This window comes from Pseudomonas sp. B21-040, assembly GCF_024748695.1.
Lineage (GTDB): Bacteria > Pseudomonadota > Gammaproteobacteria > Pseudomonadales > Pseudomonadaceae > Aquipseudomonas.
Genome location: NZ_CP087176.1, coordinates 3,200,235 through 3,212,425, shown reverse-complemented (window position 1 = coordinate 3,212,425; position 12,191 = coordinate 3,200,235). Strand labels below are relative to the sequence as shown.

Annotated in this window: 7 protein-coding genes; 5 read left to right on the top strand and 2 right to left on the bottom strand. The window is 60.8% G+C overall.

Features of this window, described 5'->3' with window-relative positions:
- Positions 1–2: 2 nt before the first annotated feature.
- Positions 3–1,661 (bottom strand): bifunctional 3-(3-hydroxy-phenyl)propionate/3-hydroxycinnamic acid hydroxylase, encoded by a 1,659-nt coding sequence (locus tag LOY55_RS14855; protein WP_258668255.1) that lies wholly within the window; start codon positions 1,659–1,661, stop codon positions 3–5.
- Between the two features lie 360 nt (positions 1,662–2,021).
- On the opposite strand from LOY55_RS14855, the gene LOY55_RS14850 reads away from it, so the two are divergent.
- Positions 2,022–4,913, top strand: a complete 2,892-nt coding sequence (locus LOY55_RS14850; protein WP_258668254.1) for an AAA family ATPase — start codon at positions 2,022–2,024, stop codon at positions 4,911–4,913.
- On the opposite strand, the gene LOY55_RS14845 is transcribed toward LOY55_RS14850, so the two are convergent.
- Complete coding sequence (locus LOY55_RS14845) at positions 4,910–5,746, bottom strand: hypothetical protein (RefSeq protein ID WP_109784733.1); 837 nt, start codon at positions 5,744–5,746, stop codon at positions 4,910–4,912. The genes LOY55_RS14850 and LOY55_RS14845 overlap by 4 nt on opposite strands.
- A gap of 234 nt (positions 5,747–5,980) precedes the next feature.
- Here LOY55_RS14845 and LOY55_RS14840 point away from each other — a divergent pair, with 234 nt between their 5' ends.
- The 4 genes from LOY55_RS14840 to LOY55_RS14825 all read left to right on the top strand — a co-directional run bounded on the left by LOY55_RS14840 (position 5,981) and on the right by LOY55_RS14825 (position 12,072).
- Positions 5,981–6,196 (top strand): hypothetical protein, encoded by a 216-nt coding sequence (locus tag LOY55_RS14840; protein WP_077430226.1) that lies wholly within the window; start codon positions 5,981–5,983, stop codon positions 6,194–6,196.
- Positions 6,197–6,313: 117 nt separating this feature from the next.
- Positions 6,314–7,837: a TolC family protein gene (locus LOY55_RS14835; RefSeq protein ID WP_408980988.1), complete on the top strand. Its 1,524-nt coding sequence runs from the start codon at positions 6,314–6,316 to the stop codon at positions 7,835–7,837.
- A gap of 30 nt (positions 7,838–7,867) precedes the next feature.
- On the top strand, positions 7,868–8,980 hold the full coding sequence (locus LOY55_RS14830) for an efflux RND transporter periplasmic adaptor subunit (RefSeq protein WP_046027411.1): 1,113 nt from the start codon (positions 7,868–7,870) through the stop codon (positions 8,978–8,980).
- Positions 8,977–12,072 (top strand): efflux RND transporter permease subunit, encoded by a 3,096-nt coding sequence (locus tag LOY55_RS14825; RefSeq protein WP_258668252.1) that lies wholly within the window; start codon positions 8,977–8,979, stop codon positions 12,070–12,072. The genes LOY55_RS14830 and LOY55_RS14825 overlap by 4 nt, the downstream gene beginning before the upstream one ends.
- Positions 12,073–12,191 lie beyond the last annotated feature (119 nt).

The window sequence follows — 12,191 nt, the reverse complement described above, 5'->3', positions numbered from 1 at the left end:
TATCAAGCTCGCAATCTAATGGGCTGGTTGATGGTAATGGAAACGCTGTCCGGAGTGGCGTCTTTGCCGGCCAGCAAGCGCCTGCAGTCCTGAAGGAGATTGCCTGCCTCTGCGCCAGGGGCGTGGTGCATGATGATACGGTCGGGGCGAACCGCGACGAGCGTTCCCTTGGCAGCCAGCGGCAGGATCTCATGGTTCATGTCTTCGATGAAGTCACAGCTGCCGCCGGAGCGTTGGCCGCGAGCTCTGACCTCTAAAAAGTGACCTCCCATTTTTTCCCAGGAAACGATCTGATCAGGGGTCAGCAGTGACAACGGGTCAACACCGAATCCAACCAGGGTCAGGTTGTCTCCAAGCGCATCGTCGCTCAGTTTGATCTGCTTTTGCAGGTTGCGTATCCAGGTCTGGGGAAACAAGCTGCCGCGCACCAGTTTATCGCCCCGGCGATGCTGTACGAACAGGCCGTGCTTGAAGGTGTTCTTCGGCTTGATGTCCAACTGTTCGAAGTACCTCCTGGTAGCGGGAGTCAACGCCAGCGTACGCATCAGGCCGTGGATAAAGAATGCGGCGATCTTGTTCTTGGGCATCACCAGGCGCCCCATGAGTTTCGCCAGATTGATCATCGCCTGGGCGTGGGGACGGCGTTCTACGTCGTAGGTCTCAAGTATTGCAGGCGTGGCATGGCCGCGAAGGACCCAAGCCAGTTTCCAGGCAAGGTTGGAGCCATCCCGAAGTCCCGCGACGAGACCTTGCCCGACAAAAGGGGGCGTGATGTGCGCGGCGTCGCCGGCGAGAAAAACGCGCCCCTGGCTGAATCTGTTGCAGCAGCGAGCGTGGAATCGATACACCGCCTTGCGCTCGATTTCCAGTTCTTGCGGGTTGATCCATGGCGCGATCAGCCGGGCTATGCTTTCCGGGCTTTCCAGCTCTTCCCGGGACTCGCCGGATTGCAGCATGAACTCCCAACGCTCCCTGCCGCCGGGTGCCGGCATGTGCGGCGTTGGGCGCAGCGGATTACAAAGAAACTCAATGTGATCAATCGCTGACTTATGCCGGTTCTTGACGTCGACAATCAGCCAATCCTCCGCATAGGTCTGTCCTTCGAACTCCTGACCAATCAGCGCTCTGACCCTGGAACTGGCGCCGTCCGCACCGATCAGGTACTGGACGCGGACAGTATGCGAGTGCCCATTTTGATCCCGTACGGTGGCGACCACGCCCTGCGCTTCTTCGACCAGACTCTCCAGCTCGAAACCACCCAGGCTGGTCACTGATTTCAGCCGGGAAACCTGGCCACGCATCGCTCGTTCGAGGTCGGGTTGATAGAACGTCACAAGCTTGGGATGGCCGTCGATACACCCCTCGGTATTGGCTCGACCGAATTGCCCGAGTACCGGTGAGTGCATCTTCACTTCAGGGATGACGATCTTCTCGAAAGCGTCTTCCGACAAACCTGCGAGTTGCAGGATGCGTAGCGCCTCGTTGTCCAGGGCAATGGCACGAGGCATCAGTACGATTTCATGGAGCTTATCCAGCACCAGGGTCGTAACCCCGTAGCGGCCGAGCAGCGCCGCGATTGTTGCACCAACCGGACCGTATCCGACGACCAGCACGTCAACGGCGGAGGGAGGCAATTCGGAATCTTTCTTGTTGTTGTTCATTTCGAGCCCTTGTTGTGATTGAAGTCGTGAGGCGCGCAGGTCTCATCGTCAGGCAGACTCAAGGTATGCAATATTGAGAGATATTTCAATATTGATGTTTTTGTCATTAATTTTTGAGATCATTGAAAAACCGTGATGTGACCGACCGGACGAGCTGAGATAAAGGCGTCAGTGGCCGCGTTAAGGCGCGTGGCGTGAAGTTGCACGTGTGCCAGTTTCCGACCGACGACGCTTGGCTTCAGAGCCGATCAGCGTTGTCATGTCAGCAATGGACCAGGACGGCAGGAACATTTTTTTCAACGCTGAATCCCGTGCGAAACTTCAACGCACTACCCTGTTTCAAGTCTTTAGGAATCAACCGTGGCGCGTCCGCAGCCCCATCCGTCCCCTGCCCTGCTTGACTTTGGCGAGTTCGAACTCAACGAGACTAACGCTTGCCTGTTGCGTGATGGGCAAGCGGTGGCGTTGGCGCCGACCCCCTTTCTGTTGTTATGCGTGCTCGCCCGCCAGCCGGGGTCGTTGGTATCCAAAGACGCCTTGCTGGATGCCGTGTGGGGGCATCGGTTTGTCAGCGATTCTGTCCTGAAGACGGCCATCAGCGATCTGCGCAAAGTGTTGCGCGATGACCCCAAGCACCCTCGTTTTATCGAGACGGTGTCGCGGCGTGGCTATCGCTTCATCGCCGTATCGCCCCCTGCTGCTTCGATACCGCCTACTTCCATGGCAGTTACGGCGACCGACACACATCCGTTTCCGCCATTCATCGGTCGCATTGACGAGGCCTCGAGGCTGAAGCGGGCGTGGGAGCGAGCCGGTGTTGGCCAGCGTGCCGTGGTCTGGCTTGCTGGAGAACCGGGGATCGGCAAAACCACATTGATCGAACATTTCCTCGCCGGCCTTGGCGGCATCGCCTGCGCACGCGGCCATTGCATGGAGCACTTCGGCACCGGCGAGCCATACCTGCCGGTGCTGGAGGCATTAGCCGATCTGTGCCGCAACGACCCGAGCCTGCCGGCGTTGTTGCGCGATGTGGCACCCACCTGGCTGCTGCAATTGCCGTGGTTGAGTAGCACGCAGGAGCGAGACGCATTGCGGCGCGAGCTGGCCGGTGTCGGCCCGGAGCGCATGCTGAGGGAATTCGGTGAACTATTGGACCGCTACACAGAGCTGCGCCCTCTCTTGCTGGTCACCGAAGACCTGCACTGGAGCGACCGGGCGACGGTCCAGCTCATCAACTACATGGCGCGACGACGAGGCCCCGCCCGGCTCATGTGGCTGTCGAGCTTCCGCCTTGCCGAAGTGGTAGCGCTCGACCATCCGCTCAGCTCATTGCGACACGAACTGCGACTGCAACGCTTGTGCGAGGAAGTGGTGCTCGACCCTTTTTCGGAAACCGAGGTCGCCGACTATGTGGCGCTGCGTTCAGCCTCACTGGCACGCGATGAAGCCTTCGTGCGCGCCCTGCACGAACGGACCGACGGCGTGCCGTTGTTCGTTTCCTCGATCATCAGTGAAGTGATGGATGCAAAAGAAGACGAAACCACCATCGAAGCTCGACTGACGGATCTGGCGGTTCCCGACAACCTGGCCGCCATCATTGATCACTACATCGCCAAGCTGGGTCCGGAGCAACGTGCACTCCTTTCGGCGGCTGCGGTGTGCGGGGCCGGCTTCCGGGTTGAGACGGTTTCGCTAGCCCTGGGGCGCAATCTCTCTTCAGTGATCGGCGCCTGTGAAGAACTGATGCGTGAGCAGGTATGGCTCTCACATTCGCGGGCTCCCGATGTTGACGAGGCGGTAGAGCCTCCTTACTCGTTCCGGCACGCCCTGTTTCGCCAAGTGCTGTATGACCGCACGCCGCGTTCGTTGCGCATCGATCTCCATGGCCAGGTGGGCACTGCCCTCGAACGCGAGCGCTCGGCCGGTGTGTCGGTTGCGGCCTCGGAACTGGCGATGCACTTCGACCGTGCTCGGCTGCCGATGATCGCGCTGCGCTACTACGCCGAGGCCGCAGAAGCCGCGCTACAGCACTTCAGCCCGGACTTGTGCATCGGCCTCACTGAGCGCGCCCTGATCCTGCTTATGCATGCACCCAAAGGGGTGGAGCGCGATACGCTCGAAATTACCTTGGCCACGTTGCAGGGGGTTTCGGCCTTCCACATGTTCGGTGTCGGCAGCGAAGCCAAGGGGGCTTTCGAACGTGCGTACACACTGCTAGCGGATGTACCCGAGCACCCTATGCGCGGGCGCCTTCTGCACGGATTCGGCTATCTGCTCGGTTTGCGCGGCGATTATTCGCAGGCTTTGGAAGTGGCAGTGCGTGCTGAAGCGCTGTCCCGGAACGCAAACGATCAAGTGCTCATGCTGGCAGCATGCATCGTTCAGGGCGAGGTGCATCACCTCCAGGGTCGTACGAAAACGACTCGCCGCTGGTTAGAGCGCGCCCTCGCGATCGCCGAGCCGCTGGACATCGGGACCAACGAGATCTTTGCAGCGGATCCCCAAGTCATGCTGCACGGTATGCTGGCCATCGAGCTGGTGCGTTCTGGCCTGATTGAGCAAGGACGAACCCATATGCAGCGGGCACGAACCCGCGCACATGCGCTTCGACAACCCATGACATGGCTGGTCGCTGCATGGCAGGAGGTGTTGATCGAGGTACGACTGGGAAACCCTGAACGTGTGACAGTGTTGGCTGACGACATGCAGAAGCTCGTCGATGAAAATTCCCTCGCACTCGGGCGCACGGCTTGCCGCTGGTGGCGCGGCTGGGCCGACGCACGCAACGGTGCACCCCGCGACGGCTACCGAAATATCCGCGAGGCCTACGAGGAACATACCGGACTCGGCATGCGCTCCGGTGCCAGCGAAGTACTCGGCTACGCCGCCGAAGCGCGGCTACTGGCAGGCGATTACGACGCAGCGCACGTTGAATTGCAGGAAGCCTTCCGGGTGGGAGAGGAACTGGGCGAACGCGTATACCTGCCGCAGCTGTTGCTGCTGGAGGCCGCGATCGCGCGAGTTCAGGGTCGATCAGATGCCAGCAGCGTGGCGGTGCGGCATGCGATTGAGGAGGCACGCGCCCAGGAAGCATCGTGGCTGGAGCTGCTCGCAAGGGTCGAGCTGTGTGAGCAACACGACGCTACCACTGAAGATCACCAGGCATTGGTGAGGCTGATTGACCAATTGCCCGAAACGCATGGGACTGAATTGGTAAAACGTGCGCGCGGCCTCATTATTTTCAGCCCCTAAAATTTGTCACCGCTATACAGATCAACCAATTCCTCTAAAGAACTAATTGTATTCTCCATAATCGTTAATTCTTTTTTAGCTTGAAGTTCCAACAACTCAACATCCGAAGTCAAACCCAGATCGTTCCGGATACCAATGAGAACTGAAACCTGAAACTCAGCAATGTCCTTGACGTTTGGCAACAAGCGCTTCAACAAATTAAGACGCTCTACTCTCACCCGTGTTTCAGCACCGTTCAGCGCCAGCCTTGCCTCTTCCGCCTCGTTAAAATAACGTTCATAAGACCCCATCACCGCGTCAATCATTTTCGAATCTGTAGGTGGCACTTCTTTCAACCTGTTGAGCTCAAGCAGCACTCGCTCGGACTCTGAAACTGCGCGTTCGCACTTTCTTTCCCAGCCATTTCTGTCACTGATAGCCTTACCAAGTACCGCTCTACTGAAGGCGGACTTCATCAAAAGATCGTTATATTTTGATACCAGCTCACCGACTAACGATGCCGTCACAGGCTCCGCCACTAGCTGAATCTGCGCGGCAACGGAAAAGAAATCGCTTAAACCAGGGCTAACGGTGAATGACTCATCCCTATCGGAAGGCTCGATTAATGAACTCAACGCTTTCGGCATTTTTTTCGCCGCATCCAGATAAACATCTCGCCTTAGCGACGCGGTACGCTCTTGAGACTTTATGGTCGCATCATGATTAAGTTGCATTTCCAACCGCGATTTATTGCTCCTGTTGGAAATAAGAACACCCCCGAGTGTCAGACCCGACGCTAACAAGCCAGACCAGACAACATCTGGAACTGATCGGATGAAATCAAAAAAATTCATTCCCTGATGCTCCTGGTAATGCCGTGTGAATGAACGGGCCTCAACGCCATGATCCGTCGAAATTCAATGTTCGAAAAGAGATCCCTGTAGCGTCATGAGTCAGTTTGGGGAACGATAGGTGACGACTGTTGTGGCAGACAGACGTTATCCGACCAAACCCTGACCTTTCGCTTACGACTCCTCCCAAGGGGCGGCTTACGCTGGCGTCGAACTTTCTCGATCCCCAGGTCTGCGATGAGCCTTAACCCTGAATCCAAATACCCGAGCCGACGCTCCTACGTCGTCAAATTGCGCAGTGATGCCGGACCGAAGGCCCTGATGGGCCGCCTCGAGAACCTGGTCACCGGGCGTCAGCGCGAGTTCTCGTCCGCCGAAGAGTTGCTGGAGTCAATTGGCTCTGATCTGGCGTCAGCAGACCGTGAACAGGCGATAGAAAGGGACGGCGAATGACCGTTCCGACATCGACATCACGTGTGCATGGCGACCGAACGGCGACGTTTCGCTGACTACTTCGCGCACAGAGGCCCCTACGCTGACGCCACCTCGAACTACACGAGTCCATTTCTAATGCTGCGACTTTCCACCCTCCCTCCGCTGCCTCGCCATACCGGTGGGATAACCTTGCAACGGACCCCATGCTCGACTGGGTTCGCCATGGCGGCAACCCTTGTCACTTCGATTGCCCTCGCCCTTTCCGGTTGCTCCACGCCGGTCGTCAAGCCATCAGTAGACGTGCCGAGCCACTTCGCCGCGAGTACGGCCTCCGAAATGGAGCCCGAGGCGGCGTGGTGGGAGGTCTACCACGACCCCTTACTGTCGGATCTGGTGCGCCGCGCCGCGCGTGAGAACCGCGACGTCAAGATGGCCGCCGAACGCTTGCGTGCAGCGCGAGCCGGAGAAACGGTCAGCCAATCCTGGCTGCTCCCGAGTGTCGGTGCATCGGTCTCCGGCAGCGACCGCAGCAGCGGCTTCAACTCGGCGGTAAAACAGGGCTATCCGGATACCAGGACCGCCAGTGCGGGTCTGGATGTCTCGTGGGAAATCGACCTGAGCGGCCGACTACGAGCCGGTGCAGCGGCGGCAGACGCCGATGCACTGGCCGCCGAACACAGCATGCGAGGCGTACGCCTGCTGGTGATGAGCGATGTCGTCAGCAACTATTTCACACTGGTCGGAGCACAGCGCCAGGTCGCGACGCTCCGCGCAATTTCGGCCATGCAGGATGAGACGCTGCGTCTGGTCTCCGCGCGTCAACAGGTGGGGCTGGCATCCGCCTTCGACGTCGAGCGTGCACAAACCGACGCCTTGTCGGCGCGGGCGCAGATTCCGCCGCTGGAAACCCAAGTGGCGGTGGCACGTCACCGTATCGCGGTGCTGATCGCCGACCAGTCTTTCAACACCACAAGCATCCAGCCTCCGGGCGCAGACCTGGCCGATGTACCCGAGGCCAAGCCCGGTCAGCCCGCCGAGTTGCTGCAACGCCGACCGGACGTACTGGCGCTGATGGCACAGCTCGACGCCGCCAATGCCCGTCGCCAGCAAGCGAAAGCGGAGTGGTTCCCGCAACTCTTCCTCGGCGCGTCCTTCGGCCGCCAGGGTCTCAACCTGAACGGTGCCGATCTCGGCGCTGCGCGCTTCACCAACGTCGCGGGCCTGCTGGCGATGCCGCTCTTCAATGCGGGGCGCACACAAGCAATCAACGATGCGGCTGAAAGCGCTCAACAAGAAGCGCTGTTGCGCGCCGAAGACGGCATCGTGCGGGCGCTCGAGGATGTGGAAAACGCCCTGGTCACGCTGGCGCAGGAACGTCGCCGTTCCGGGTCACTGCAACTGGCCGCCGCGTCTGCGGAGACGGCACAGAATCGCGCTCAGTCGCTCTACACCCGCGGGCAGATCGACCTGTTGCCCCTGCTGGATTCGCAGCGTGCGCGCCTGACTGCACGCCTGAGTGCCAACGAAAGCAACACCCGACTGCTGCTCGACAGCGTGCAGCTTTACAAAGCACTGGGCGGGGGCTGGCAGGTGTTCGAACACCCTGCCAACCCGACCGCGTCCGCGTCCGCTAAAACCGACCGACCACCACTTTCCTGAGTTTTTGTCGTTTTCCAAAGAGGAACCGTCTTGAAGAATTCCCTTACTGCGGTCGGCGCCCTGGCCGTCGCCGTGATGCTTTGCGCGTGCAGCCCGGACCAGCCGTCCGTGCCGGCCCCCAGAGCGGTACGTACCGTTGAAATCAACTACGACAATGCCCGCGACGTCAGTCGCTACGTGGGCACCGTGCAGTCGCGGCACGAAGTCGAGCAGTCCTTTCGGGTCGGCGGCAAGGTGGCCCAACGCAAGGTTGATGTCGGTCAGTTGGTGCACGAAGGTGACATATTGGCTGTGCTGGACGACAGCGACTACCGCCTCGCGGAGGAAGCCTCGCAACAGCAGTGGGCGGCTGCCGTGGAGCAAACGCGTCAGGCGGAATCGGATCGCCAGCGCCTGACGGCCCTGAAGGCTGATGGCTCAGTCAGCGCGGCTGACGATGAGCGTGCGCACACCAACGCCCAGACCACGCGCGCCACTGCCGAGGCCGAGGCGCGAAAGCTTGAACTCGCACGTAACCGACTCAAGTACACCGTACTGCGCGCCTCCCGTAGCGGCGTAGTCACGGCGGTACGCATCGAAGCGGGACAGGTCGTGGCGGAGGGTCAGCCAGTGATCTCGGTGGCGAATCCGGACGAATCCGAGATCGTCATCGATGTGCCCGAAGATCAGCTGTCCACCTTCAAGGAGGCGCACTTCAAAGCCTCGCTGGCCAGCGCGCCGAACGAGACCTTCGATGTCACCCTGCGCGAGCTGTCGCCGCAGGCCGCCACGCAGACGCGCACCTATCGCGCCCGGCTCAAGCCGGTGCAGGCGCTGCCGCTGGGCGCCACGGCCACGGTCATGGCCGAGCGCGAGATGACCAGTGTCTCGGTCGCGGCGGTGCCCGCCACGGCACTGACGCAAAGCGGTGGCCAGCCATCGCTGTGGGTGGTCACGCCCGAGGGCAAGAATCCGCAGGGCACTGTCGAGCTGGTGCCTGTGGCGGTATTGGGCTATCGCAACGATGAAGTGCTCGTCTCCGGGCCACAGGCCGGCGCATTGGTCGTCACCGCCGGGGTGCAGAAGATGGCATCCGGACTGAAGGTCGCGCTTCCCGGCACGGCGATTGTTGACACGAACACCACGCAGCAGGCCGCCCGATGAACAATTTCAACCTCACCGACTGGGCGCTGCGCCATCGCGCCATCGTTCTGTTCATGCTCCTCATTGTCGCTGCGGCTGGCGCGTTCAGCTTCACCCGCCTCGGCCAGCTCGAAGATCCAAATTTTTCCGTACCCTCCATGACCGCCATGGTCATCTGGCCGGGCGCTACCGCCCAGCAGTTGCAGGACCAGGTCCTCAACCGCATGGAGAAAAAATTCGAGCAGATCGATAACTTCGAGAAGGTGGTCACCTACGCGCGGCAAGGCTACGCCGGCATGACACTCACCGTGCGCGGCGGCACTTCCAAGGCTGACCAGCGCGAGGCCTGGTACCAGGCGCGCAAGAAACTCAACGACCTGAGCCTGGAGATGCCTGACGGCGTGATCGGCCCGATCCTGAACGACGAGTACGGCGACGTGTATGGCCTGATGTACGCAGTCAAGGGCGACGGCGTCGGCCACGCCGACCTGACGGACGCGGCCGAGGACATCAAGCGCCAGATGCTGAAGGTGCCGATGGTCAAGAAGATCGATGTCATCGGCAAGCAGGCCAAGCGTATCTACGTCGAGTTCTCGCACGAGCGCCTCGCAGCGCTGGGCATTACACCGCTGGCCATCGCCGAAAGCCTCAAGAGCCAGAACGCGATGTTGCCCGCTGGCCAGATTGACACCCGCGGCGACCGCGTCATGGTGCGCGTGAGTGGCCAGTTCACCAGCGATGAGGCTATCCGCAACGTGCCCATCTCCGCGGGCGGCCGCCTGATCAAGCTCGGTGACATCGCGACCGTTACACGTGGCTTCGAAGATCCGCCGACCTACACGGTCCGCCACAACGGCCAACCCGTGCTGATGCTCGGTATCACCATGACCAGCGATGGCAACATCGTCGACCTCGGCAAGGCGATGGACACGGCCGTCGCGAAGATCCAGTCAGAACTTCCGCACGGCGTGGAGCTGGAGCTGGTGGCTGACCAGCCCACCACGGTGAAAGATGCAATCCTGGACTTCGGGCGCGCGTTGGCCGAGGCGCTGATCATCGTGATCGCGGTGAGCCTGGCCAGCCTGGGCTGGCGTGCCGGCCTCGTGGTCGCGGCCACGGTGCCGCTGGTGCTGGGCGGTGTGGCGCTGGTGATGCTGGCGATGGGCTGGAACCTCGAACGCATCTCGCTCGGGTCACTGATTATCGCGTTGGGACTGCTGGTGGATGACGCCATCATCGCCATCGAGATGATGGTGGCGAAGATGGAAACCGGCATGGACCGCGTGAAAGCGGCGGCCTTCTCCTATCAGTCCACCGCCATGCCGCGCCTGACCGGCGCACTCATCACCGTCGTGGGCTTCCTGCCAATCGGCCTCTCGAAGTCCACCACCGGCGAGTACGCGGGCGGCATTTTCTGGATCGTCGGTGCCGCGGTGCTGTTCTCGTGGATCTGTTCCGGCATCTTCACGCCGTACCTGGCGGTCAAGATGCTGCCCAACGACTTGGGCACGCACCAGCATGCTGATCCGCACGACACCAAGTTCTACCGCTGCCTGCGCCGCCTGATCGACGCCGCCATCGAGCGCCGCTGGGTGGTCATCGGTGCGACGGTGGGCGCTCTGGTGCTAGCCCTCGCTTGCATCAAGTTGGTGCCGCAGCAATTCTTCCCCAACAGTTCGCGCCCTGAGCTGGTCATTGATTTACGCGTCAAGGAAGGCGCCTCGTTCGCCGCAACGACAGAGCAGGTCAAGCACATGGAGGAGATCCTGGCGAAGGACGAGGACGTGCGTTTCTATACTGCCTACACCGGCGCTGGCGCGCCGCGCTTCTATCTCTCGCTCAACCCCGAGCTGCCGAACCCGGGCTTTGCCCAGTTCGTTGTGATGACCAAGGATCTGGATGCACGCGAGCGGGTACGTGCGCGGCTGGTGGCCTCGGCCGACCAACAATTCCCGCAGGCGTGGGTGCGCGTGACCCGGCTCGAGTTGGGGCCACCTGTCGGCTACCCGGTGCAATTCCGCGTGGTAGGCCCCGATACCCAGGTGGTGCGCCAGATCGCCCGCGACGTGGAGAAGGTAGTTGCGTCCAACCCGAAGGTGCGCGACCTCCAGCTCGACTGGAACGACCCTGTGCGCACGATGAAGGTGGAACTTGATCAGGACAAGGCGAGCGCGCTGGGCCTCACGCCGGCCGACGTGTCGCTGGCGACCCAGACCGTGATGAACGGCGCAACCCTGTCACAGCTGCGTGAGCGCGAGGACCTGATCGACATCGTGGCCCGTGCCGTGCCAGAGGAACGCTTGAATCTCGACACACTGAAAAACATCAACCTTTACACACGCCAGGGCACCGTGGTGCCTCTGTCGCAAGTCGCACAGGTGCGTTCTGAATTGGAAGAACCGGTACTGTGGCGCCGCAATCGCGACATGGCGATCACTGTGCGTGCCGACGTGAAGGATGGAGAGCAAGGTGTATCGGTGACGCAGGAAATCCAGCCACTGCTTAAGGGCATCGAAGCGAAACTGCCGTCGGGCTACCGCATCGACACGGGTGGAGCGGTTGAGGAAAGCGACAAGGCCAACAAGGCACTACTCGCGGTGGCACCGCTGATGCTGATCACCATCCTGCTGTTACTCATGCTGCAATTGCAGAACTTTTCCCGCATGTGGATGGTGATGCTAACCGCACCGCTGGGCCTGATTGGTGTTGTACCCGCGCTGCTGGTGTTTCAGTCACCGCTGGGCTTCGTCGCGATCCTGGGCATCATCGCTCTGGGTGGCATGATCATGCGGAACGCGGTGATCCTGATCGATCAGGTACAAATCGAGATCGCCGGGGGGCGCGACCCGTGGAATGCTGTGCTGGATGCGGCCATTTACCGGGCCCGACCGGTGATGCTGACGGCGCTGGCCACCGTACTTGCAATGATCCCGCTGACGCGCAGTGTGTTTTGGGGGCCAATGGCAATTGCGATCATGGGCGGCCTTACCGTGGCAACGCTACTGACGATCTTCTTCGTCCCGGCGTTGTACGCCGCATGGTTCAACGTGGGGCGCCAGATGGACGCTGACACCCAACCGGTGAGGGGGCACGCCGCGCTCGCTGCGGAGTAATGAGTACCGTAGCGTTATGCCCCTGATTTAGCCCCGCTACTCCGTGCCATAAACTCTGTTTTGCTGATTACAGTCGTCATGGAAAACGGTCAGCCGATGACGACCGGAATGCTCAGGAA

What these genes read in the sequence shown, in the direction of transcription:
- LOY55_RS14855 (WP_258668255.1), bottom strand. Translation starts at nt 1,661, where the DNA reads ATGAACAACAACAAGAAAGATTCCGAATTGCCTCCCTCCGCCGTTGAC.
- LOY55_RS14845 (WP_109784733.1), bottom strand. Translation starts at nt 5,746, where the DNA reads ATGAATTTTTTTGATTTCATCCGATCAGTTCCAGATGTTGTCTGGTCT.
- LOY55_RS14840 (WP_077430226.1), top strand. Translation starts at nt 5,981, where the DNA reads ATGAGCCTTAACCCTGAATCCAAATACCCGAGCCGACGCTCCTACGTC.
- LOY55_RS14835 (WP_408980988.1), top strand. Translation starts at nt 6,314, where the DNA reads ATGCTGCGACTTTCCACCCTCCCTCCGCTGCCTCGCCATACCGGTGGG.
- LOY55_RS14825 (WP_258668252.1), top strand. Translation starts at nt 8,977, where the DNA reads ATGAACAATTTCAACCTCACCGACTGGGCGCTGCGCCATCGCGCCATC.